The sequence below is a fragment of the Paenibacillus sp. SAF-068 genome, from assembly GCF_051967555.1.
GTDB lineage: Bacteria > Bacillota > Bacilli > Paenibacillales > Paenibacillaceae > Paenibacillus.
Genome location: NZ_JBQCJX010000004.1, coordinates 121,644 through 146,675 on the forward strand (window position 1 = coordinate 121,644; position 25,032 = coordinate 146,675).

The following is a 25,032-nucleotide window of genomic DNA, read 5'->3' on the forward strand; positions in this document are numbered from 1 at the left end:
CGTTAACGGAGAGGACAGAAATAACCAGAAGAAGCGAAGCGTTCGCCTCAAAGCTTTCTGAAAGAAAGCTACATCGGAAGCATACGCTATCCCCAGATTTTACCCTTTAGAAAAGGGAAACAAAAAAATCTGGGGATAACAGCGATCAGAAGGTTATTCTGTCATCGTAGTGGACTGGTGTGAATGTTCTCAGCTTGATCTTGTATAGCTACACCATTCAATTTGTTTAAGGAGTTGCACTCATCCATGGAACAGTTCAGATTACCCAAAATACCCATGCCATCGGTTGCTTTGCCGCAATCCATTCAGGCCGTGCTTGAAGAAGCGGAACAAAAGCTGGCTCACCGTCCAAAACTGCTTCAATTATTTAAAAATTGCTTCCCCAATACCATTGAAACAACAACCAAGTTGATGGAGGATGGTACCACTTTTGTCATCACAGGAGATATTCCGGCTTCCTGGCTGCGCGATTCTGTGGAGCAGGTGGTACATTACATTCCGTTTGCGAAGGAAGACGAGGACCTGCAACGCATTATTGGTGGGCTGATCAAACGTCATATCCAGTATGTTCATATCGATCCATATGCCAATGCCTTCAATGAGACGGCCAACGACTGGCACTGGAACACCACGGACGAGACCGACATGTCACCTTGGGTGTGGGAACGCAAATTCGAGATCGATTCATTATGTTTTGTTGTGCGGTTGGCCTATTTATATTGGAAGGAAACCGAGCTGACCGATATTTTCGATTCAAGCTTCAAGGCAGCGATGCGTAAAATCGTGGACCTGTTCAAAGTCGAACAGCATCACATGGAACAATCTCCGTATCGCTTCACTCGCAATAACGGTATACCGACAGATTCCCTGCGCAATCACGGGAAAGGCATGCCAGTCAATTACACAGGAATGATCTGGTCCGGCTTCCGTTCCAGTGATGATGCCTGTGATTTCCACTACAACATTCCAGGCAACATGTTCGCGGTGGTCGCTCTGCGTCAGATGCAGGAGTTTGCCGAGTGGGTGTTCCGGGACATGGAATTTTTGCAGGAATTGAAGGATCTGGAGCAGGACGTGGATCACGGCATTCAGCTGTACGGTATTTATCGCCATCCGGAATTTGGACCGATCTATGCGTACGAGACGGACGGCTATGGCAACCACTGTCTTATGGACGATGCGGGCACACCAGGACTGATGTCCATTCCATATCTGGGTTACGTCACAGCGGATGATCCAATCTACCAGAATACGCGTCGCTTCGCTTTGAGCAAAGAAAACCCGTTCTATTATGAGGGCAAGGTTGCCAAAGGGATCGGTAGCCCGCACACACCGCCGAATTACATCTGGCATATGGGATTGTCCATGCAAGGACTGACTGCGCAGTCTGCCGAGGAGAAACTGGAGATTATTCGCATGCTTGAAGCGACAGATGCAGATACAGGTTATATGCATGAAGGCTTCCACGCCGATGATCCGACGATTTTTACACGAAAATGGTTTGCATGGTCCAACAGCCTGTTCTCCCAGTTGGTCTACAAATCCATGAAGGATGGCCTGTTATGAGTATCCAACCTAATGATAAAAGGCTGATTATCTTCGCTGACCCTGCGTTTCCAGTGGAGGGAGCTTTTCCAACTCATGAGGCTCTAAGTGCATGGAAAGCAGTCGAAGAGATTCGGGTTGTAAACGCGGATGAACTTGCAGAGGCGCTGAAAGCGACGGCTGGCGAAGGATGTTTCATCAATCTGCATGCTCCGTATTTTCCCAAATCGGCTTGGATGGAAATTGCAGCTTATCTGCATCAGGGAGGGAGCCTGATCAGTGTTGGTGGTGCGCCTTTCAAGCGTCCGGTTCGATGTGAGCATGGGGCATGGGTTGTAGAGTCCGAGCAGACCGCATATCACCAGGAGCTCTATATTCATGAGGCGTTATACGTATCTTCTGCCGGGGTGCAATCATACACTTCATCTGAACAGATCCCGCTTCTGGCCGGCAAAGAAGGACTTTTTGAGATTTCAGATACATGGAATCTGGTCCCGCATACGACCAAAAACAGTGATTTGCCGCACCAGATGGGTTCAGCAGGCACGATGAGTACACAGATTCACTCTTTGCTTCGCGGAATCAGCAAAGACGATCGAAGCATTGCCGCTCCAATCGTCCTATGGGAGAACTCCCGCGGGACTTTCGTTGGTTCGCGTTGGATGTTCGTACATCTGCCGTTGACACCTGCATTCTGGAAGCAGGATGGTGCTGCTGAGATTGTGAAGTGGGCACTATTCTGTGCGCAAGGTGTAACCGAGTTATCCCTGAAAACGAATTATGCTTCGTATGAGCCAGATGAGCGGGCAGTACTCACACTTCAAGGTCAGATTGTACAGCGAGCAGGCAACAGGTGTACAGCGTCTGAACTGTGGACATTCGACGTAACAGTGGAGCATGAGGATCGCACAAGTGGCACGGCGGAGAAGGTATGGACCCATCGACTGGAGATGGAACTTTCCGGTGAACAGCGTTTCGAACGAATCCTTCTCCCGGTTTCCATTGAAAGTGGATTGTATCGGATCGTATGCCGCGCACAGGCACCTGACGGGGAAGTTCGGACCTTGCGCCAAGGCTTCTGGGGACAGGATGCCGTATTGCTGGCAGAAGGGGAAGTGATTACCCGCAGCAGAGATTATTTTGTTAAAGATGGACGACCTCTCCCTGTTGTGGGCATGACCTACATGACCTCGGATGTGGCACGGAAATTTCTGTTTCTGCCGAATGCAGATGTCTGGGATCGAGACATGGCTCAGATGGCGAAAGCCGGAATTAACTGGATTCGGACGGGAATCTGGACGGCCTATCGCAACATGATGCAGGTGGACGGACATATGGCAGAGGATGTACTCCGTGCCATTGATGCATTTATTCTAACGGCGAAGCGTCATGGGTTACAGGTCACGTTCACCTTTTTCTCCTTTACACCGGAGACATGGGAAGGAACGAATCCGTATCTGGACCCGCAGAGTGTGGAAGCGCAGAAACGTTTCATCCGCAGCATCGTCAGTCGTCACACGCATACAACACATGTGGATTGGGACCTGATTAATGAGCCGTCGATGTTCGATCCAGTGCGTATTTTCTCGGCTGGCCCACGCTCCGCGAGGGATTCGTATGAACAGCAAGCTTTTGTCGAGTGGCTTCAGCAGCGTCATGAGACGATTGAAGCATTGCAGGAGGCATGGAACATGTCACCGAAGCAGCTTCCCGACTTTGCAGCCGCGGTCATTCCGGAGGCGGAAGAGATTAATTTTGATGTACAGGATATGCACAAGGCCAAAAAAGGAACACGCTGGCTCGATTACTGTCTCTTCTCTATGGAGATGCACAATGTTTGGGCGAGAGAACTTGTAGGTACGATCAAGGATCTGGTTCCCGATCATCTGGTCACCGTGGGTCAGGATGAAGCCCTTGGGGCGCAGCGCCCTTCGCCGTTCTTCTATGAACGTGAAGTGGATTATACAACGGTGCATTCCTGGTGGTTGAACGATGATCTGATCTGGGACGGTATTTTTGCCAAAACGCCACATAAGCCCAATCTCATCCAGGAGACGGGTATCATGTATGTGGAAACCCCGGATGGACGAGCCAAACGTACGGAAGAAGAGCTGCGCGGCATTCTCGAACGTAAATACGCCTATGCCTTCTCGACAGGCGGTGCAGGTGCTGTGCAATGGATCTGGAACACCAACTTCTATATGGATAATGCCAATGAGTCTCATATCGGAGCTCTTCGTGCAGATGGTACGGAGAAGCCAGAGGCGGATGTATCTTATGATTTTGGCCGATTCATGCATGGCATTCGTGATCTTTTTGAAGACCGCGAGCTGGAGGATATTGCAGTGGTATTCCCGTATTCCAATGATTTCTCCAACCGTGCGCTTGCCTATGATGCCACAACGAGGCTGACTCGCGTGATGTCCTATGATCTGAAACTGCCATTCCGTGCATTATCCGAATATCATCTGGAAGCGCTGGAGCAGCAACCACCCAAGCTGATTATCGTGCCGAGTCCACATAATATGGACAGCGACGCACTGCATCAATTGCTCACGTTTGCAGAGAAGGAAGGCACGAGCCTGCTCATTACAGGGCCGCTAGGGCTGGACGCATATTGGAAAGCAACTGACCGAGCTGATCATCTCGTAGGCCAACGCAGTTTGGGTAACGTGCAGCGGGAAGAACTGCTGAATATTAATGGCGTGAATCACCGGGTGACCTATGGACGGCGTCGGATCGCCGAGGTGGCGAAGGAGACGTTGCTTCACAAGGATAAAGATACACCAGATGAAGTAACTGTTTTGCCTTTGGGTAAAGGGAAATTGATCTGGACCCCACTGCCGCTCGAGTTAAACGGACGGGATGAACCACTTGCTGAATTGTATCGTTATGCCACTGAAATTTCGGGCGTCGAACAGGAGCTGGAATGGCTATCCGGTGGGGATATCGCAGGGATTTATGGCCGGAAGTTGAGTTTTCCAAAAGGCAATCTGTATGTATTTGTATCGGAATTTGCCTTGAACCATGAGGTTCATGTGAGAGATCAACGTACAGGTGTATCGTATGCGTTCCAATTGGAGAAAAATCGTTCGGTGCTGTTTGCGACAGATGCTTCCGGAAAGCTAAATGGCGTGTATCGCCCGGATGAGGTTGAGATTGTACAACATGAGGAAAGAGGTGGCGTAAAACGATGACCAAACGGACAAACAAGTCGAAGAGAGCGCACATTATTTCGCATACCCACTGGGATCGGGAATGGTACTTGCCGTATGAGAAGCATCATATGCGGCTCGTTCAGCTCGTCGATTCACTGTTGGATCAGCTGGATGAAGGATCAGACTATAAAAGCTTTTATCTGGATGGACAAACGATTATCATCGATGACTATCTTCAGGTCCGCCCGGAACAGAAGGAACGACTGGAGAAGCATATCCGCAATGGCCGGATTGTGATTGGACCATGGTACATTCTGCAGGATGCCTTTCTGACGAGTGGAGAAGCCAATGTGCGCAACATGCAGGTTGGACATAAGGATGCCAAACGTTACGGCACCCCTTCGAAAATCGGTTATTTTCCCGATACATTCGGATTGGTCGGACAGACTCCGCAGTTGATGCAGCAATCCGGCATTGATAATGTGTTCTTTGGACGGGGTGTGAAGCCCACGGGATTCAACAATACGGTATCGGATGCCGGATATGAATCGAGTTTCTCGGAGCTGATGTGGGAAGGGCCAGATGGGTCGAAAGTGCTCGGCGTCTTGTTCGCGAACTGGTATTCCAACGGAAATGAAGTTCCGGTAGATGAGGCTCCAGCCCGCAAGTTCTGGGAAACCAAACTTGCCGACGCGGAGAAATATGCATCCACGAATGAGTTGCTGTATATGAACGGATGTGATCACCAGCCGATTCAGCGAGACCTGCCAGAAGCGATTCGTATGGCTGAGCAATTATATCCTGATGTGGAGTTCATTCACTCGAATTTTCCGGATTATTTGACCGCCCTGAGAGCATCGGCTGAACATGAGCTGTCCACGGTCAAAGGCGAACTGCGCAGCCAACGTACCGATGGGTGGGGAACTCTGGTGAACACCGCCTCGGCTCGTGTGTATCTGAAACAGATGAACCAGTTAGGCCAGACCATGCTGGAAAAAGTGGCTGAACCCCTGGCATCCTACGCCTATCTGCTTGGACATGCCTATCCACATGATCAACTGACATATGCCTGGAAAACGCTAATGCAGAATCACCCCCATGACAGCATCTGTGGATGCAGTGTGGATGAGGTGCATCGCGAGATGGTAACACGATTTGATAAGAGCCGTCATGTGGCAGAGGCCCTGATTGAAGAGAGTACAAGCCAGATTGCCACAGCCGTCGATACCTCCATATTCGAGCGTTACGGCGAAAGTGCCCGGCCTGTTGTGGTGTTTAATACAACGGGCTGGGAACGTAGTGGTGTGGTTCAGATAGAACTGGACGCGGCTCGGTTGTATTTCCGCGAAGGATATACGCTGGAAGAGATGGCGGCGCAGATGAACGCTGTTAACCTGTCAGGTCGCATACTGGTTGATGAAGAAGGTACGCAGATTCCATGTACGGTGGAGGATCTGGGCCTGCAATTTGGCTATGATCTGCCGGATGATCGCTTCCGTCAGCCGTATAGCTGTCGGCGAGTGCGTATTCGTTTTGAAACAGAGCATGTAGCTGCATTTGGTCTGAAAACCTATGCCTGGGTCAAGTTTATGGATGCGGCTACGAGCACTAATGCATCGAAAAAGACTACGCTATTGCGTGGTGAACGTGGTATGGAAAATCAACATATGATCGTTACGATTGCAGACAATGGTTCATTCACCCTCACGGATAAACGGACAGGCCGGACTTACAAGGACCTTGGCGTGTACGAAAATGTGGGCGATATCGGCAATGAATACATGTTCAAGCAACCAGAGAACGAAGTGGCACGGACAACTGAAGCGCTTCAGGCTGAGATTCGGGTCCTTGAGGACACATCATACTTGGCTTCGTTCGAAGTGGTTCACCATTGGGAGATACCGGAGTCAGCGGATGAGATGCTGGATCGGGAACAACGGGAGCTGATTTATTATCCACACCGCAAAGCCCAGCGTTCAGCGAAAATGATTCCGCTGCAGATTCGTACCGTGATATCACTCAGTCGTAGTGGAAAAGGCGTCCACTTGAAAACGACCTTCAACAATCAGGCGAAGGATCATCGGGTGCGAACACTCTTCCCAACGGATATTGTATCTGCAGTTCATCATGTGGATTCCATGTTCGAAATTGCAACGCGTGATAACACACCTGCACCAGAGTGGCAGAATCCAAGCAATACACAGCATCAACAGAGTTTTGTGGATGTGAATGAACAAGATGCGGGACTGGTCGTAGCCAATCTGGGTCTGAATGAATATGAAGTTCTTCAGGATGAACGCAACACCATAGCCGTTACGTTGCTTCGTGCTGTGGGTGAACTCGGAGACTGGGGATTGTTCCCGACACCGGAAGCACAATGCCTTGGTGAACATACATTTCAGATCGAGATTATCCCTCACGATGGCAATGGTGCAACGTCTGGTGCGTATATTGAAGCCTATCAGTTCCAGGTTCCTTGGACGCTGGCACAGACCGAAGTACACCCGGGTTATCTGACACCTAGCAACACACCGTTTGCATGGCAAGGGGACGGCTTGGCTTTTTCTTCACTCAAGGTGAATGAAGATTCCGGTGATGTGATGCTCCGCTGGTTCAATATGACTACCGACTCTGCGCCGTTGATGCTTGCAACATCGCAAGCAAATCCACAGCCATTCGAAACGGCATATAAGAGCAACATCCTCGAGGAAGAGGGTGAGGTGCTTCAAACCAACAGCATAGAAGAGGCATCGACATTATCATTTGCCAGCAAGGAATGGAACATACCAACAGGTTCATGTGAGATTATTACTGTGGGGTTGCGTCGCGAATAGAGGTTGAAGAACAGACTTTTGAACACGCACTAAAAGGTACAGGACTGTAAGTGTACTTTGCACGAGGCATTATGTACGGCGGTGGAAAGGTTACGCTATTTACCAGATGTATCTGTTGAGTTATTGGTTGTTTTTCTATAGAATGGACAGTAGAATTGCTAATGATCGAAAGTACCTATGCCATCAAGATGGCCATGGGTACACTTCAATTGTTCATTCTATATTGAAACATAAGGGGGCTTGAAGCCATGGAATCCTTGGGAGGACTGCTTCAGCAGCTGAACCCTGCCTTTCGTGAGCAATCGCGGCGGATTGCGGCGGAATTGATGGAAAATCCGTACGTACGCGAATTCCGTGCAGGTCATCCTGAACTGCAAGATGCACAGCTCATGACCGATCTGAGCAAGCTGTTTCAGTATGCCAAAGACTCTAAGAATTGTGCGAATTGTCCGGGACTCGACAACTGTCCTAACGATTTTCAGGGCCACTTTTGCAAACTGGAAGTAGAACATTTTAACGGTAAACCCGAAATTATAGATATAAAAGCACCTTGTTCCAAACATGTCGCCCGGCAAAATGAACATATCATTAAGCAACGCATTCGCAGTTTCTATGTGGATGAGCGTGCGCTCAGTGCCGGATACAACGATGTGGAGATCATGGGCAAGGATCGCATGCGTGCTCCGGCAGTGAATCAGGTGCTTCGTTATATTAGGGAGACCAAGGAGAACGGATTATCTCCGCAAGGACTGTTTCTGGAAGGGACATTCGGGACAGGCAAGACGTTTCTGATGTGTTACCTGCTGCATGAACTGGCGGTTGCAGGCCACACGGGTGTCATTATTTATATGCCTGACTTTGTGGAGGATCTGAAATCCATGATCAGTGAAGGGCAGAAGCTGAAAGAAATGACAGATGTTTTGAAAAGTTGTGATCTGCTTATCTTTGACGATATCGGGGCAGAAAATCTGAACCCCTGGGTTCGGGATCATGTGATGGGGTCCATTCTGAACTATCGGATGAATCGCAAACCCACGTTCTACACGTCCAATTACAATCTGGAGGGGCTTGAAAAACATCTTAGCTTCACCAATCGGGACGGCGAGGAAATGAACAAAGGCCAGCGTCTCATGGACCGGATTCGTCCATTCGTGGATGTCATCTCCGTTCGGGGTGAGAATCAGCGCGGCAAACGTTAATCGGTTCGTCTAGGGTCTGATCGTCAACATGTACTTTTTTTCAATCATTAAGTAGTCCCAAAAAAAGCCTGGCTTTCGCATTGTCGCGAAAACCGGGCTTTTCTGGTCCTGCGTGAGACCTGTGAGTGTCCTATTCGGTGATGAATTTGAAGATAACCATACCGAAAAAGATCACAGTCATCAGGCCGCCCATGCCGGCAACACCCGCGATCAGATCAAACAGATCGTTGCGGGGTTCCTCGTTCACATGTTCACGCGGGTCGCTGATCCGCACATTTGCATCCATGTTATTGCCTCCTTATAAGGAATGACAGCTTGCCCGTATGGGGGCTGAAACCCGGAGTAATTTTAGTATACTTGGAAAAGAAAGCGTTTGTAAAGATTTTGAAGTGGGCATGCCACATCCTGTAATTGTGAAGATTTGATGTTGGGAAGATGAACATTGCAGCGTTCAATTCACAAGTTTGACCTACCTGTGTTATACTGGAAGTGTCGTTCACGACGTTACAGGTTAAAATAAACCGTAAGTATATATAAGGAGGACAATTTCATGGCTATTGTTAACGTATCCGATCAATCCTTCAACGCTGAAGTAGAAAGCGAAGGAACGGTTCTTGTTGATTTCTGGGCGCCTTGGTGTGGTCCTTGTAAAATGCTCGCTCCAATCCTGGAAGAGCTGTCCACAGAAGTTGGCGATGCAGTGAAAATTGCTAAAGTTAACGTGGATGAAAATCCGGAATCTGCTTCCCGCTTTGGCGTAATGAGCATTCCAACTTTGATCTTCTTCAAAGATGGTCAACCGGTAGATAAAGTGGTTGGTCTGAACTCGAAAGATGCGCTCAAAGGAATTATCGCAAAACACCAATAATCTACAGGCTTACACATACGCCTCCGGTTTACATGCCGGGGGCGTTTTGCGTCGAATACCTTTATATAGGACAATATAAAGTGAAAATATTTTTTACACTTAAATGTAGAGTGCGGAACCGATTTGGAGAAGCGCTGTGCTCGCGTTTATCTATTTACACAGTAACGGAGAGGACAGAAAAAACCTGAAAAAGCAAAGCGTTCCCCTAAAAGCTTTCTGAAAGAAAGCTGCATCGGAAGCATACGCTATCAACAGATTTTTCCCTTGAGAAAAGGGAATAAAAAAAATCTGAGGATAACAGGGATTGGAAGGTTGTTCTGGCATCGTAGTGTCGGTGTGAATTGTTTAACGGATCGGAAGACGGTACTGTAATCGGAATGGCTTAGTGTAACCTTTTATTTATACTTTTTTCGGAAAGGAGGATTCACTGAAATATGGATCAATTCATGAATGAATTGCAGGATCAGGAGAAGGCATTGGAGCAGATTCGCCACAAGCTCGCTCTGTTGCCAGACATGTCTGGTTGTTACCTGATGAAGAACAGTGAAGGCACGATTATCTATGTAGGTAAGGCCAAAGTGCTAAAGAACCGCGTACGCTCTTATTTTATCGGCAGTCATAACGGAAAGACCCAGCGTCTGGTGTCCGAAATCCGTGATTTTGAATACATCGTGACAGGCAGTAACATGGAAGCACTCATTCTGGAATGTAACTTGATCAAGAAACATATGCCACGTTACAACGTGTTGCTCAAAGATGACAAGACATTTCCGTATCTAAAAATTACAAATGAAAAGCACCCCCGGTTGGAAGTAACCCGGCGAGTGCTGAAAGATAAAGCCAAATACTTCGGACCTTATCCGAACTCGTATGCGGCACACCAAACCAAAAAGCTGCTTGACCGGATGTATCCCCTGCGCAAATGCGGTGTAATGCCCAAAGAAGTGTGCCTGTATTACCATATGGGACAGTGTCTTGCCCCTTGCGTGAAGGAAGTGGGGAAGGAGCAGTACGACGAGATCTCACAAGAGATTGGTTCCTTTCTGAGTGGTGGTCACGAAGAGATCAAGAAGGATTTGCAGCGTAAGATGCAAGAGGCTGCGGAGGATCTTTATTTTGAACGTGCCAAGGAACTGCGTGACCAGGTTATCGCCATCGATGCGATGATGGAAAAACAGAAAATTACGATGGCCGATGCCAGAGACCGGGATGTATTTGGTTTTGCCATTGATAAAGGCTGGATGTGTGTCCAGATTCTATATATGCGTCAGGGTAAAATGATTGAACGTCACGTATCAACCTTCCCGTTTTATGGTGAGGCGTATAGTGATTTTATGTCCTACGTAACACAGTATTACAGTGATAATCCGGCATTGCCACAAGAGATTTTGTTGCCGGAAATGCCCAAGGAACTTGCAACGGATAACGACAGCTTGGATACGGGTTCTGATGCTGATGGAACAATATCTGCTGCGGTCACGGTGGAGTTCGAACAGACAGGGCAGGTAGAGCATGGCATCGCTTCCCAGCCACTGGTTGCGGAGTCACGTGCAGCATATGGAAGTTCCACTGAGGCAGTTGGTGAACAATCTGAGCGTATGCAGGAGGATGCTCCAGCAACGGATACAACTGCATCGGCTGAGAAACTCCCTACAGGTCTGGAAGACCCAACTCAGGTTGCGGCTGCTCTACAGGAGTGGCTGGAGATCAAAGTGCTCATCCCGCAACGTGGATTGAAACGCCAGATGATCACCATGGCCGTGGATAATGCACGTGTGGCATTGGAAGAGAAGTTCCGCCTAATTGAGCGAAATGAAGAACGTACATCCAAAGCTGCCGAAGGGTTAGGCCGATATATTGGACTGGATCAGCTTCACCGTATTGAAGCATTCGATAACTCGAACATCCAGGGGACGAACCCGGTATCTGCCATGATCGTATTTACGGATGGTAAACCGGATAAGAAGGAATATCGGAAATACAAGGTCCGTTCAGTTGAAGGACCGGATGATTATGAAACGATGCGAGAAGTCATCCGTCGCCGTTATGAGCGGGTGCTGAAAGAAAACCTGACCCAGCCTGACCTGATCGTAGTGGATGGTGGTAAAGGACAGATTTCGGCTGCGGTAGATATTTTGGAAAATGAGCTGGGGCTGTTTATCCCGGTATGCGGCTTGGTGAAGGATGCGAAGCATAAGACTTCACAGTTGATGATCGGTAATCCACCGGAAGTCATCTCCCTGCCTCGGGATAGTCAGGAATTCTACCTGTTGCAGCGGATACAGGAAGAGGTCCACCGTTTTGCCATCTCGTTCCACCGCGAGCAGCGCGGCAAATCGATGGTGACGTCACGTTTGGATGCCATTCCTGGGATCGGAGAGAAGCGGCGTAAGCTGCTGCTGAAGCATTTTGGCTCTTTGCGCAAAATAAAAGAGGCCAGCGTCGAAGACTTCCGGCCTCTATCTATTGGTGACAAACTGGCAAATCAGATTATTGCAGCACTTCGTGATGAGGAGTCGTAACATACGGCTTCTCTTTTTGTTTTGGATTGAATTTGTAGACCAGATAACCAACAATGGCCGGCAGTATAATCCAGAAGAGTCCGGCAGCCATATTCAGGGCATCCCCCATAAAGACCAGGCTGAGTCCCATCAGCAAGCTGTCGAAGATCACATGCGCGAATACAACGGCAATGAAGCCGTGACGCAGCATGATCAGACTGAACAGCAATCCAATCACCATTAACTCAATGGGACGGGTGATCACTGGATAGATTGGATACAATGTGTGTCCAAGTGCCCAAATGATGGTTGGGATCAGACAGGCAATAAACGTGTTCCGTACAATCTTCTGCATCATGCGAATGCCGAACAGTCGATAGACCGTTTCTTCACCAATACCGGCCATCCAGGCCATGATCGGGAAGAGCCAGGCATAGGTCATATTAAATGTAGATTGATCTGCTGACGTTGTTGACCATGTACCGATGCTGCGCTCCAGAATGAAGAACAGGATGGATTGCACACCCAGTAGAATGAATGCCCACAGGTAACCAGCAACCATGCTGTGAAGTACATATTTTCCGTATCCCGGTTCTTTGGCACGAGGCCACGGGTTCAGACCTATTTTACGCCACATGCCGTCACCTGCAACGAGGGACAGATAGATGGTTGCACTCATAACCAGTGTTATACCCGCCTGCATTAACATCAGGAATGCTAACATGAAGCTGGAGAGCCCTTGTGCCTGGAAAAGTGGAATCATGTTCAGTGTACCAATGACCGAAGCTGCGAAATACACCAAGGAGAGAATAATCCCTCGTTTGAAAGACGTATGTGCCCGGGTCAGGATGCTATAGATGATGGCCAGTACGCCCAGAACAAAGGTCAGGAATGCGTAGCCGCCATAAGTCATCCAGTTGGCTTGGCGTGTTTGAGCTTTCACATAGTCGGTATGGGATTCAGGGACCGAAAAGCCAGGATCGAACGATCGTACCGCGCCCTCTTCAAACGTGAAATTCAGTTCAAGCTTGGAGTCTCCGATGGCTTTTGCAGAATCTGTATACTTCAGTCCCGCTTCACCATCGCGAGTATCCAGTTGAAGTGTTGGCACGTCATAACCGAATTCGGTCAGAACGCCAGCCGCCAGCCGTTCTTTCTCTTCTAGGGACATATTGCCTTCGGCAAGCACTTGTGATGTGGTCGCTTTCCCCGTGCTTTGTTCCGCCTCAATGGCGGTATATAGAGAAGAAGGCAGTTCCCGTTTGAAGCCAACCACTTTTCCTGTTTTCATATGTACGTCAACGTTAAAGTAACCGCCCTTGTCCTGATCAGGCAAACGGACGCGGAATACATCGTAAGGATAGCTTGTTTCCCATTTCTGGTTATAGGTGTCCAATTGTTTGGTTTTGGCCATATATCCGTAGATATCGGAATGTGTCTGGTAGGTTACCAGGGGTTTTCCGCCATCATTTGGCAGTGTATAGTCATCCACAGACGCTGCGAATGATCGTGCGGATTGCGTCGCTTCTTCCTTGCTTATGAAGGACGTGGACGAAATTTCTGTCGTTTGCGATGAGGTAGCAGGAAAGATCTGAAATACAAAAAATAGAATCAGGCCAATCGCCGCAAGCAACCCCAGACGCTTGAAGTTAGCCTTGAGTAGCAAAGGCTGCCCTAAGGGATTCATATAATGGTGTTCCTCCTTATTAAATATGGATATTAAAATTAACATAGCACAGGGTAAGTATGGAATGCCAATTATGTAACGAAAACGGGTGTAAATCCTTGAAAATGAATGAAAAGGAACGAAAGAATCTGATCCATCCGTCGCCATATCTGAGTTTTTCCCTATTTGGCTGAATTCGATGCTTTTTACACAAAAAACGTTTTGTTTGTAAACGCCGTAACGCTTATAATTTTGAAGCAAATGTGCAATGATTCGCATGTCTTTCGCCCAACAAGGGAACGAATAGAATATATTCCAACTTCATTATATATGTCGTTTTGATCTGGATCATACATGTTTAACCGTTTGGTAACAGCATTTCAAATGAAGAAGGCTCCACGGGGTGTGGAGTTATTTTCATTTTAGAAGAGGTGGAAGATACTCAAGTGAAACTGAATGTTCAATGGATGCGATTATCGCCACCCCGTATTCTAGTGTTAGGGTTCGCTGGCATCATATTGGTAGGCACACTGCTCTTAATGCTTCCGGCATCCAGCCGTAACGGCGACAGTCTTGCATTTATTGATGCGCTCTTTACAGCAACTTCGGCTGTTTGTGTCACCGGTTTGGTTGTGGTGGATACAGGGACTCATTTCTCGGTACTGGGTCAGATTGTGATTGCGATTCTGATTCAGATCGGCGGACTGGGCTTCATGACGATGTCCACATTGGTTGCCATTGCGTTCAAACGGCGTATCTCGCTTAGAGAACGGTTGATTCTACAGGAAGCGATGAACCAGAGCACGATGGAGGGCATCGTCCGGCTGATTCGTAAAGTGGTGATCTACTCACTCATTATCGAAGGCATATGTGGCACGTTGTTTGCCATTCGCTGGTCATTCGACATGCCAGTCGGACAGGCGATTTATTATGGGTATTGGCATGCGATCTCCATGTTCAACAATGCGGGCTTTGATATGTTTGGGGATTTCCGCAGTCTGACCGGTTATGTGTATGACCCGTTGGTTAATTTTACAGCGATGTTCCTGATTGTCTCTGGCGGTATCGGTTTTGTGGTGTTGTCAGACCTGGTGGATTACCGCAAAACGCGGAAGCTGTCTCTGCACTCCAAAGTGGTATTATTGATGACCGGATTGTTAATTGTGTTTGGTGCACTCGTTATTTTCGTATTCGAATTCAGCAATCCCCGTACACTGGGTGGCCTAAACTGGGGTGGCAAAATTCTCGGTTCATTCTTCCAGTCTGTTACGCCCAGAACAGCAGGAGCCAATACGGTAGATATTGCCGGGCTTAGACAGGCAACACAGTTCTTTATGATCATCCTGATGTTCATTGGCGCATCACCAGGCTCTACCGGAGGCGGAATCAAAACAACGACATTTATGATTATGGCAGGAGCGGTCATCGCCATGATGCGTGGACGGGAAGACATCGTGTTTTTCCGCTATCGGCTTGTACAGGAACGGATTTTCAAGGCACTAACCATTACATTGCTGGCCCTCTTATTCATCATAGCCGTAACGATGGCGCTGAGTACCACAGAAGAAGCCAGTTTTATGATGATTTTATTTGAAACGACATCGGCCTTTGGCACCGTGGGATTATCGCTCGGACTGACGTTGAAGCTGACCACCATCGGGAAGCTCCTGATTTGTTTTACCATGTTTGCAGGAAGGCTTGGACCCATTACGTTAGCGTATGCACTTGGGCAGAAAAAGGGTAAAGAATTATACAGGTATCCGGAAGGCAAAATGATTATTGGATAAAATGTAGTGAGATATGAATTTGATTTGGATAAGGGGTTCGTGAAGAACAATGAAAACACAGCAGTTTGCGGTGATTGGACTTGGGCGGTTTGGCTCCAGTTTGGCACAGGAATTAATGGAACTCGGCTACGAGGTGCTTGGGATCGATAAAAATGAAGAAGTCGTCGAAGACATGAGTGAATTGGTCACCCATGCTGTTGTCGCCGATGCCACAGATGAGGAAGTGTTGCGCTCTCTGGGGATTCGCAATTTCGATTGTGGGATCGTAGCCATCGGGGATGATATCCAGACGAGCATTCTCACCGCGATTCTGTTAAAAGAGCTGGGCGTTAAGACGGTCGTGGCCAAGGCCATATCTGTCCTTCACGGACGAGCATTGGATAAACTGGGGATCGATCGTGTCGTTTATCCGGAGCGGGATATGGGCATTCGCGTTGCCCACCAATTGGTAACCCCGAACTTGCTGGATTACATTGAATTATCCAACGATTACAGTATTGTCGAGATGAAGGTTCCCGCCTGTCTGCACAACAAAACACTCTCAACCCTCAATGCACGTGTACGCTTTGGGTGCAGCATTGTGGCGTTACAGAAAGAAGCCGGGGTCATTATCGCTCCGACAGCGCTGGACTCGCTTCAGATGGGGGATATCATGGTCATTATTGGTAATAATGCAGATATCGACCGGTTTGAAGAAGAGGTTATCAGCCAGGAGAGCTGATCATTACAAGAAGTGAAAATGGAAGCCAGACGTTGTAGCCTGGCCGATTCAGATCAATGCTAAGGCGTCGTAGTCCTCCGTGAGGGCAATGGCGCCTTTGCTGTAAACAGCGCAGCCGTCTCCTTGATCCATTGTCTCGAGGTCTCGCTGAGGTCTTCCTTTTCCCCATAGATCATGCAGGTTGTTCTTCGGGTCTGCTGCAGTTGCGGCAAATGAACAGAAACAAGATCATTGTCTGCAAGCAATTGTGGACGAAGGTATGACTTGGGCAACAGTGCAGCAGCTTTGGCGGAAGGCAGAAGGCGGATGATTGCTTCAAAGGAATCGATCTCCATGCGAATATCCGGCATTACGGCACAGCGCTGGAAGAGGTCGTCCGTTAATTTGCGGTACCAGGTGCCTTTGGAGAACGTGATCATCGGCAGATCCTGCAAATGCTCCATTCCGGCTTCCTTGCCAGACAAGGGATGTGTGAGCGGCACAACCAGTTCCAGGTGATCGTCAAAGAGCGGTACACAGTTAAGCCCTACTTCGCTTATGGAGGAGGCGACAATGCCCACATCTGCTTTTTTGTCCCGCACAAACGAGACAATCTCATGTGTTTTTCCGGTCAACAGTTTCAGTTCGGCATTTGGATGTTTCTCCATAAAAGCATTGACGAGCGGTGGTAATGTGGTTTGAAGCGTCGTCAAACTGGCTCCAAGTGTAATGGTGCTCTGTTCTTCATCTTTATACTGGGCGAGCATGGTGAGGAATTTCTGTTGCTGCTGCTTCTGTTCTATCGCAAAGGTATAGGCGAACTGGCCCACGCTCGTCAGCTCCAGCCGTTTGCCACGGCGGTGGAACAGGGCAACCCCAAGTTCATCCTCCAATTTGGCAATTTTGCGTGAGAGTGCAGGTTGGGACAAGTTCAATAACTTGGATGCACGGTTCAAGCTGGACTGCTCCACAATCGCTGCAAATGCATTTAACTCCTCAAACATGAACAATGACCTCTTTTCCATGAATGTGATTCTTGCCCTTGCTTAATCGTTTTCCATGTTGTATAGCCTGTAAACCCAATGTTTCACTGCTTATACCTATAGGTTATAACATTTAATAATTATATTGCAATTCCATTATAAGAAAAAAAGGAGTAACATGAATCGTGACACAAGTTGTTCACACCTGGGGAAAACGGAACAATTTGTCGAACCTTTTCATGGAAAAGGATTCGTGTCATGATAAGTGAAATTATTTATGAAAACGTTGTATTTAGCGAAAGGGGATCGACATTTTATGAAAGGGTTTTACTCCAGAAAGCTGCACTCCTTGCTTGGCGTCATTCCGCTCAGTCTGTTCTTTGCTGAGCATTTGGTGACAAACTTCACAGCAGTTGAAGGCGGCAAAGAAGCTTTTTACGGTGCCGTTGCATTTCTGAACGGTTTGCCTCTTGTTATTGTGATTGAGGCGTTACTTATCTGGCTGCCGTTGTTCTATCACGGTGTTTATGGTCTTTATATTGCCTATCAGGCCAAGCCTAACGTGGGCCGTTTTGGCAATGAGCGCAACTGGCGTTACACGCTGCAGAGGATAAGCGGTATCATTACGTTTGTATTCGTCATCTGGCACGTATGGGAAACGCGTGTACAGATTGCGCTGGGTAATGTATCACATGAAGAGATTGGCGGCGTCATACATGATGCGGTGACGAATCCGATAACCTTTGCGATATATATGATCAGTGTGGTTGCGGCGTCATATCACTTTGCCAATGGTCTGTGGTCGTTCCTCGTTAGCTGGGGAATTACAGTTGGTCCGCGTGCGCAGCGTATATCCTCTTACGTATGTATGAGCTTGTTCGCGATTGTTTCCATCATGTTTATTGCTTCACTATTTGCTTTCCGGAGCATTGATTTCCAGGTAGCAACTTCAATGATTGACGCAGTAAAAACAGTTCTAATTTAAGCATTTAGTGTATAAATGCTGACTTATAAGGGAGTGAACAGCAATGGCATCATCGAATGTAATTATTGTGGGCGGCGGTCTCGCAGGATTGATGGCGGCGATCAAATCGGCTGAAGCCGGAGTCCATGTTCATTTATTTTCACTGGTTCCGGTTAAACGATCCCACTCTGTATGCGCACAAGGCGGCATTAACGGAGCGGTGAATACCAAGGGTGAGGGCGACTCCCCATGGGTACACTTTGACGATACGGTATATGGCGGTGACTTCCTCGCGAACCAACCTCCCGTTAAAGCGATGTGCGAAGCAGCACCTGGCATCATTCACCTGATGGACCGTATGGGTGTCATGTTCAACCGGACACCGGAAGGTTTGCTTGATTTCCGTCGTTTCGGGGGAACAAAGCATCACCGTACGGCGTTTGCCGGAGCAACAACAGGACAACAACTGCTCTATGCATTAGACGAGCAGGTACGTCGCTGGGAAGCAGCGGGCCTGGTTACGAAATATGAGAACTGGGAGTTCCTGCAGGCCGTTTTGGATGATGAAGGCGTATGTCGCGGGATCGTGGCTCAGGATTTGAAAACGATGAAGGTACAGACCTTCCCCGCAGAAGCAGTTATTCTGGCGAGCGGTGGTCCGGGGATCATCTTCGGTAAAACGACCAACTCGGTCATTAACACAGGTACAGCGGCAAGTGCGGTGTATCAGCAAGGTGTAAATTACGCCAACGGCGAGTTCATTCAGATTCACCCGACAGCGATTCCGGGGGATGACAAGCTACGTCTGATGTCCGAATCCGCGCGTGGTGAAGGTGGACGGATCTGGACGTACAAAGACGGCAAGCCGTGGTACTTCCTTGAAGAAAAATATCCTTCCTACGGAAACCTGGTTCCACGTGATATTGCAACACGTGAGATCTTCAGCGTCTGCGTGGATATGGGACTTGGCGTGAACGGCGAGAACATGGTTTATCTCGACTTGTCTCATAAAGATCCGAAGGAACTGGACGTTAAACTGGGCGGAATCATTGAGATCTATGAGAAGTTCATGGGCGATGATCCGCGTAAAATCCCAATGAAAATCTTCCCGGCAGTCCATTATTCCATGGGCGGCATGTGGGTAGATTACAATCAAATGACTAACATTCCGGGGCTGTTCGCAGCTGGTGAATGTGAATATCAATACCATGGTGCGAACCGTCTGGGTGCCAACTCATTGGTATCCGCGATCTATGGTGGGATGGTGGCTGGACCAAAAGCGGCTGAATATATCAAAGGACTCAAAAAGTCGTCCGCAGATATTCCTTCTTCCGTATTTGAGAAACACACCAAACAACAAAGCGACAAATACGAAGGCATCATGAAAATGCAGGGTACAGAAAATGCCTATGTTATTCATAAAGAGCTTGGAGAGTGGATGACAGCCAACATGACGGTTGTACGTTACAACGACAAGCTTGAAGCCACGATTGGCAAGATCAAGGAATTGAAAGAGCGTTATGGCAAAATCAACATGTACGACAGCTCTGGCTGGAATAATCCGGGTGCAGCGTTCACTCGCCAACTCTGGAACATGATTGAACTGGCAGAAGCAATGACTCTCGGCGCTCTGCTCCGTAACGAAAGCCGCGGCGCGCATTACAAACCGGAATTCACGGAACGTAATGACGAAGAGTTCCTGAAAACGACCATCGCAAGCTGGTCGAAGGAAGGCCCGAAAATCTCGTACGAGCCAGTAGACGTATCCCTGATCCCACCACGTATCCGGGATTACTCCAAGGATTAAGAAGTATCACACGATTCATGCAATGAATCGTTAAACACCTGAACGGAGAGGCAGGAGAACTTTGGAGAAGCAAAGCTTCTTCAAAGTTACTGCCATCAGAAATTGATCACAGTTTGAAGCAAAGTGACCACGTGCACAACGTAGCGGATAAAACAGAAATGCGCAGAAGAAGCAAAGCGCCTAGCGATGCTTCAGAACTTGAATACTGCCATCCAGCATGAATGGAGTGCAGTTTCCAGCAAAGTTACCTTGTGTGCACGACGTAGCGTAGGAAGTGGAAATGACCTGAAGAAGCGAAGCGCCCGCCTTTGATACCCCATTTTATTCAATACAGATTCATTCCTTAAAATGGGGGAGCAACAGCGGTCAGAAGGTCATTCCACTAACGAAACGTCTCCCGTGCACCCAAACAGTAACTTCGCGCATCAGCAACACCAATCATCGTCACCAGAGGAGGGGACAACGATATGGCGGAACAAGCTACAGCCAACAAAACCGTCAAGTTTATCATCACCCGTCAGGATAGCCCGGAGTCATCTTCGTACAATGAAGAATTTGAGCTTCCGTACCGTCCCAACATGAATGTGATCAGCGCCCTGATGGAGATTCAGCGTAACCCGGTCAATACAGATGGCAAAGCCATTGCTCCCGTGTGCTGGGATTCCAACTGTCTCGAAGAAGTCTGCGGTGCCTGCTCAATGGTCATCAACGGCAAACCACGTCAAGCATGTGCAGCCCTGATCGACAAGCTCGAACAGCCTGTTCGTATCGAACCAATGAAGACCTTCCCGGTGGTTCGTGACTTGGTCATCGACCGTAGCCGGATGTTTAGCGCCCTGAAACGCGTAAAAGCATGGATTCCGATCGATGGTACTTATGACCTCGGTCCAGGTCCACGGATGCCTGAGAAGAAGCGTCAGTGGGCATATGAGCTGTCCAAATGCATGACATGTGGTGTGTGTCTGGAAGCATGCCCGAACGTCAATGAGAAAACAGACTTTATCGGTCCGGCAGCACTCTCCCAAGTGCGCTTGTTCAATGCTCACCCAACTGGGGAGATGAATGCCGAAGATCGTCTGGAAGCGTTGATGGAAGATGGAGGCATTGAGGGTTGTGGTAACTCACAGAACTGTGTGCAATCCTGTCCAAAAGGTATTCCACTGACAACATCCATTGCCGAAATGAACAAACAAACGACCAAGCATATGTTCAAACGCTGGTTGGGTGTATAATCTCGTCATAATATGCGCAGAAGTGTAATCTGCAACTTAGAAGAAGTCGTGATCCCGTGCAGCAACAAGCCGGAGATCCCGGCTTTTTTTAATGAAGAAGCAGAGGAACCGGGCTACCCATGCAGAATATGGTATACTAAGGGGATGGATTAAGAGCGCAGAAGGAGGGGGAGAGATGGCAGAGACACCGCGGCAGGGCAGCAATAACTCGCCGTCCGAGCGCAAGCACAAGAGACCAGGTGCAGCAGAGTCTGTGTTTCCTGGAGAAGAAAAGGATCATGATCCCTCTCGCCGAAGTTTCCTATTGCGCATGATTTTGATGACGGCGGGTGCCAGTCTGCTCACAGGAGGTTATGCCTGGCTCTGGGAGCCGCGTCGTTTGGAAATCAAGCAAGTGGAGCTGAACCTTCCGAAGTTCCCAACGGCATTCGACGGTCTGCGTGTAGTTCAATTTAGCGATGCCCATCTTGGTTTTCATACCGGGGTGAAAGAGATGAAGAAGCTGGCAGCAACGATTGAGGAACAGCAACCGGACTTGATCTGTTTTACCGGAGATATCGTCGAGAGGGAAGCAGAGCCGATGCGCGAATGTATTCCGGTACTCGCCTCCATGCAAGCCAAGTTTGGCAAATTTGCAGTTTTGGGGAATCATGATTATCGGGGCGGACAGCAGAATGAAGTAGCAACCATGTTCCGTGAAGCTGGATTCACTTTGTTACGAAACGAACATGTCGTAATTGAACATGGGGGCGAACGTCTGGCCATAGCTGGTCTGGATGACGCACTTACAGGCAGCCCTGATCCTGCTCAAGCCATCAAGGGACTGGATCATGATGTGTGGAAATTACTGCTCATGCATGAACCGGATTATGCAGACATTGCCACTCCTTATGGTTTCGGATTGCAACTTTCCGGTCATAGCCATGGAGGACAGGTACGTTTCCCCTGGATCGGGGCAGTAACAACTCCGCGAGGCTCACACAAGTATGTGCAGGGATTGTATTACACGGATGTCCAGGGGGTATATTACACCACCCAGACACAGATGCCCGTGTATGTGAATCGTGGTTTTGGCATGACCCAACTGCCCATTCGATTTCTGTGCAGACCAGAACTAACAGTTTTAGAGCTTAAAGGATCAACCACATAAAAGTATAAGAGAAGAATGCAAAACATAAAGGATACAACATGAATGGAGGTTGTCCAGATGGAACGAATTGCGATTGTATCCGACATTCATGGCAACATGACTGCCTGGGAAGCAGTGCTGGAAGATATTCGAAATCGTGGTGTGGAGCGAATCTTTTGTCTTGGTGACCTCGTTGGCAAGGGGCCAGATCCGGTACAGGTTGTGGATCAGGTAAGAGCGACGTGCGAACTTGTCATACGGGGGAACTGGGATGAACTGGTTGCGGTTAACCAGGATAACGAGAACTTTACGTGGCAAGCAGAACGTCTGGGTGAGGAACGATTGGCATACTTGGCGAACCTGCCCTTCAGTCATCAATTTCAACTGAGTGGTCGCACCATCCGTCTGGTCCATGCTTCTCCTCAAAGTGTATACCATCGTGTGCAGCCATGGGACGGGATGGAAAAGAGGTTGGCGATGTTTGATCCGCCGGCGGATCAACCTGAACAAGGTGTTGCGGATGTTGTAGGTTATGGAGATGTGCATAATGCATACCTGCAGTACATGAATGGCAAGTTGCTGTTTAATGCGGGCAGTGTTGGTAATCCACTGGATCTTCCCCAGGCTTCCTACTGTATTCTGGAGGGTGAAGACAGCAACGATAACGATACCCCGTTCAATGTTCAATTTGTGCGGGTGCCGTATGATATTGAACAGGAAGTAAAGGTTGCACAGTCCGCGAATGTTCCTGCATTGGATTTGTATATCCGTGAGATTCGTACGGGCATTTATCGCGGGTTGCAGGAATAGTCAGCATCCAGGTTTTTAGCGTCAGGAATGGAATGATGCAATATATACACACTAAAATGCGAATACTACATTTCGTGGTTCAATTCAAATGGTATTACGCCGGATCACCTTCAGAGCATGCTTGTCTTACCGGACACAAGCCCGTTAGGCAAAAGGAGCGATTGTCATGCTTACCCGAAAAATGCTGGGTCAAGGTCTGCCAGCTTTGTGGACAGAGCGTCTAGTCCTGCGATCCTTGCGTCAAAGTGATTACAGCACATTATCGGAACTCTTTTCCGATCCTCAAGTCATACGATATGTGAACAGGGGCAGCCATCCAACGCCGATTAGGGCGAGACGGTTATTGAACCAGATTCGGAGCAGCAGTGCCAAGCTGGATTCGTTACATTATGGTATCTGCTGGAGAGGTAAGGAGCAGGTCATTGGGATAACCTCATTCCAGCACTGGAATGATCAGAGTGGTACCGCACAGATCGGTTATATTCTGAACAGGGCCTGTTGGGGCATGGGTGTGGCTACCGAGGCGGTACAGCGGCTGCTGCAGTTTGGATTTGACGATCTTCATCTGTGTAGGGTGGAAGCGCGTTGTTATGAGGCCAATGTTTCTTCAGAACGGGTGCTAAGCAAGATAGGAATGTCCTATGAGCGGAGTCTTCCCTCATTCGGACTGCATGACGAGGGTGACGAGGGATCAGAATCTCTGATGGATGTTAAGGTGTATAGCATGTATCGGGAGCAATACGTACGCCCGCTTCAGGAGAAAGACTTGCAAACAATGGTATCTGACAAGCCGCAATAACATAGAGTAAGAATAGGAAGACGTGAATGAATCGAACTTCAATCATTTGTTACACAATTGAAATATAGCTGCAATTGAACTCTAACAGACAGGGGGTAAACTTATCTCATGACCCCCTTTTTGATAATAGATAATGCTGTTGGGACCCGCGCGAGCGGGTTCATTTTTTTGCCTAAAAGGCCCCCACGGCGTGAACAAGCGCGCTGTGAGGGCCTTTGTGTTGCTCTATTTTACAGTGACACAATCTGCATCTGTTTCTGCTTGAAATACACCCAGTCGGTGAATCCGATCTCCAGCAGGCGTGTACGAACGTCATCCAGCTCATCTGCAACCCGCTGTGGTTTATGAGCGTCCGATCCAAATGTCACCTTCACTCCATAATGATGGGCGCGTTCCAGGATGGCATCCGAGGGATACCAGCCACCACTGAGTTTGGTTTTGCCAGATGTGTTAATTTCGATCGCTATGTTGGCTTCTGCAATGACCTGCAACGTTTCATCAATGGCCTGATCAGCGATAATTTCGGAGAACGGTGGATAATTTCCTTTCATCGCATCAATGTGTCCAAGAATTTGGAACATACCGCTGCGAGCCGATTGCCGGATTAATGAATAGTAGCTTTCTTTCACTTCAACTTTGCGAGCATCGCTCAATCCGTTCCACCGGGTTTTGTTGAAGATGCTTACATCCTCGGTATGATGAACGGAACCAATAATATAGTCAAAAGGATACTGTCCCAGCGTGGTACGGTACAATTCCGCATGAGCAGGGAAGTAGTCCGATTCAATGCCGAGCAGCACATCGATTTTACCAGCGTACTCCTCTTTCAGAGCAAGGACCTCTTCCACATAATGCTGCAATTCAGACTTGCCCATTGCGATCCGTGGAAATGCCTGTTCAAGTTCACTGCCAAAGTATGGCGTATGATCCGAGATACCGATGGCCTGAAGCCCTGCCTTCATACCTGCCTCTATATAATCGCGGATGTTGCCGTCTGCGTGACCACAACGAAAATGATGTGTATGAAGATCAAATTTCATATGGAATCCT

Annotated in this window: 18 protein-coding genes; 14 read left to right on the forward strand and 4 right to left on the reverse strand. The window is 48.4% G+C overall.

All coding sequences use genetic code 11. The features are described from left to right. Positions 1–246: 246 nt before the first annotated feature. The 4 genes from ACTHPG_RS21815 to dnaI all read left to right on the forward strand — a co-directional run bounded on the left by ACTHPG_RS21815 (position 247) and on the right by dnaI (position 8,736). Positions 247–1,566, forward strand: coding sequence for a glycoside hydrolase family 125 protein (locus ACTHPG_RS21815; RefSeq protein ID WP_440391501.1), 1,320 nt, complete (start codon positions 247–249; stop codon positions 1,564–1,566). Then, entirely contained in the window at positions 1,563–4,742 is a 3,180-nt protein-coding gene (locus ACTHPG_RS21820) for a beta-galactosidase (protein ID WP_440391502.1), read from the forward strand. The genes ACTHPG_RS21815 and ACTHPG_RS21820 overlap by 4 nt, the downstream gene beginning before the upstream one ends. Beyond that, complete coding sequence (locus ACTHPG_RS21825; RefSeq protein ID WP_440391503.1) at positions 4,739–7,537, forward strand: alpha-mannosidase; 2,799 nt, start codon at positions 4,739–4,741, stop codon at positions 7,535–7,537. Before ACTHPG_RS21820 ends, ACTHPG_RS21825 begins: the two co-directional genes overlap by 4 nt. A 248-nt stretch (positions 7,538–7,785) precedes the next feature. Beyond that, positions 7,786–8,736 (forward strand): primosomal protein DnaI, encoded by a 951-nt coding sequence (dnaI, locus tag ACTHPG_RS21830; protein WP_440391504.1) that lies wholly within the window; start codon positions 7,786–7,788, stop codon positions 8,734–8,736. A 130-nt stretch (positions 8,737–8,866) separates the two neighbouring features. Here the strand turns inward: dnaI and ACTHPG_RS21835 are convergent, their stop codons facing one another. Further along, on the reverse strand, positions 8,867–9,022 hold the full coding sequence (locus ACTHPG_RS21835) for a YqzM family protein (protein WP_440391505.1): 156 nt from the start codon (positions 9,020–9,022) through the stop codon (positions 8,867–8,869). A 264-nt stretch (positions 9,023–9,286) separates the two neighbouring features. Here ACTHPG_RS21835 and trxA point away from each other — a divergent pair, with 264 nt between their 5' ends. Both trxA and uvrC read left to right on the forward strand, forming a co-directional pair. Beyond that, positions 9,287–9,604 carry a thioredoxin gene (gene trxA / locus ACTHPG_RS21840; protein WP_278298389.1) on the forward strand — a complete coding sequence of 106 codons (318 nt, stop codon included), beginning with the start codon at positions 9,287–9,289 and terminating at the stop codon, positions 9,602–9,604. Between the two features lie 434 nt (positions 9,605–10,038). After that, the gene (gene uvrC / locus ACTHPG_RS21845) at positions 10,039–12,126 is read left to right on the forward strand and encodes an excinuclease ABC subunit UvrC (RefSeq protein WP_440391506.1); all 2,088 of its coding nucleotides are present in this window, start codon (positions 10,039–10,041) and stop codon (positions 12,124–12,126) included. Here uvrC and ACTHPG_RS21850 read toward each other — a convergent pair. Then, positions 12,095–13,792 (reverse strand): CPBP family intramembrane glutamic endopeptidase, encoded by a 1,698-nt coding sequence (locus ACTHPG_RS21850; RefSeq protein WP_440391507.1) that lies wholly within the window; start codon positions 13,790–13,792, stop codon positions 12,095–12,097. The genes uvrC and ACTHPG_RS21850 overlap by 32 nt on opposite strands. 446 nt (positions 13,793–14,238) lie before the next feature. Between ACTHPG_RS21850 and ACTHPG_RS21855 the strand changes: the two genes are divergently transcribed. Together ACTHPG_RS21855 and ACTHPG_RS21860 are read left to right on the forward strand one after the other, a co-directional pair. Continuing rightward, the gene (locus tag ACTHPG_RS21855) at positions 14,239–15,558 is read left to right on the forward strand and encodes a TrkH family potassium uptake protein (protein WP_440391652.1); all 1,320 of its coding nucleotides are present in this window, start codon (positions 14,239–14,241) and stop codon (positions 15,556–15,558) included. 49 nt (positions 15,559–15,607) lie between these two features. Next, positions 15,608–16,279 carry a potassium channel family protein gene (locus ACTHPG_RS21860; RefSeq protein ID WP_091020848.1) on the forward strand — a complete coding sequence of 224 codons (672 nt, stop codon included), beginning with the start codon at positions 15,608–15,610 and terminating at the stop codon, positions 16,277–16,279. A gap of 59 nt (positions 16,280–16,338) precedes the next feature. On the opposite strand, the gene ACTHPG_RS21865 is transcribed toward ACTHPG_RS21860, so the two are convergent. Further along, a complete protein-coding gene (locus ACTHPG_RS21865; protein ID WP_440391508.1) occupies positions 16,339–17,262 on the reverse strand; it encodes a LysR family transcriptional regulator in 924 nt (307 codons plus the stop codon). 295 nt (positions 17,263–17,557) lie between these two features. On the opposite strand from ACTHPG_RS21865, the gene ACTHPG_RS21870 reads away from it, so the two are divergent. The 6 genes from ACTHPG_RS21870 to ACTHPG_RS21895 all read left to right on the forward strand — a co-directional run bounded on the left by ACTHPG_RS21870 (position 17,558) and on the right by ACTHPG_RS21895 (position 23,982). Continuing rightward, positions 17,558–18,226 carry a succinate dehydrogenase cytochrome b558 subunit gene (locus ACTHPG_RS21870; protein WP_440391509.1) on the forward strand — a complete coding sequence of 223 codons (669 nt, stop codon included), beginning with the start codon at positions 17,558–17,560 and terminating at the stop codon, positions 18,224–18,226. Between the two features lie 43 nt (positions 18,227–18,269). Then, positions 18,270–20,012: a succinate dehydrogenase flavoprotein subunit gene (gene sdhA, locus ACTHPG_RS21875; protein WP_440391510.1), complete on the forward strand. Its 1,743-nt coding sequence runs from the start codon at positions 18,270–18,272 to the stop codon at positions 20,010–20,012. A 467-nt stretch (positions 20,013–20,479) separates the two neighbouring features. Next, positions 20,480–21,244, forward strand: coding sequence for a succinate dehydrogenase iron-sulfur subunit (gene sdhB / locus ACTHPG_RS21880; RefSeq protein ID WP_278298395.1), 765 nt, complete (start codon positions 20,480–20,482; stop codon positions 21,242–21,244). A gap of 175 nt (positions 21,245–21,419) precedes the next feature. Continuing rightward, the gene (locus ACTHPG_RS21885; protein WP_440391511.1) at positions 21,420–22,394 is read left to right on the forward strand and encodes a metallophosphoesterase; all 975 of its coding nucleotides are present in this window, start codon (positions 21,420–21,422) and stop codon (positions 22,392–22,394) included. A gap of 57 nt (positions 22,395–22,451) precedes the next feature. After that, positions 22,452–23,183 carry a metallophosphoesterase family protein gene (locus ACTHPG_RS21890; RefSeq protein ID WP_440391512.1) on the forward strand — a complete coding sequence of 244 codons (732 nt, stop codon included), beginning with the start codon at positions 22,452–22,454 and terminating at the stop codon, positions 23,181–23,183. Positions 23,184–23,349: 166 nt separating this feature from the next. Beyond that, the gene (locus ACTHPG_RS21895; protein ID WP_440391513.1) at positions 23,350–23,982 is read left to right on the forward strand and encodes a GNAT family N-acetyltransferase; all 633 of its coding nucleotides are present in this window, start codon (positions 23,350–23,352) and stop codon (positions 23,980–23,982) included. Positions 23,983–24,212: 230 nt separating this feature from the next. Here ACTHPG_RS21895 and ACTHPG_RS21900 read toward each other — a convergent pair whose 3' ends face one another. After that, complete coding sequence (locus ACTHPG_RS21900; RefSeq protein WP_440391514.1) at positions 24,213–25,022, reverse strand: histidinol-phosphatase; 810 nt, start codon at positions 25,020–25,022, stop codon at positions 24,213–24,215. Positions 25,023–25,032 lie beyond the last annotated feature (10 nt).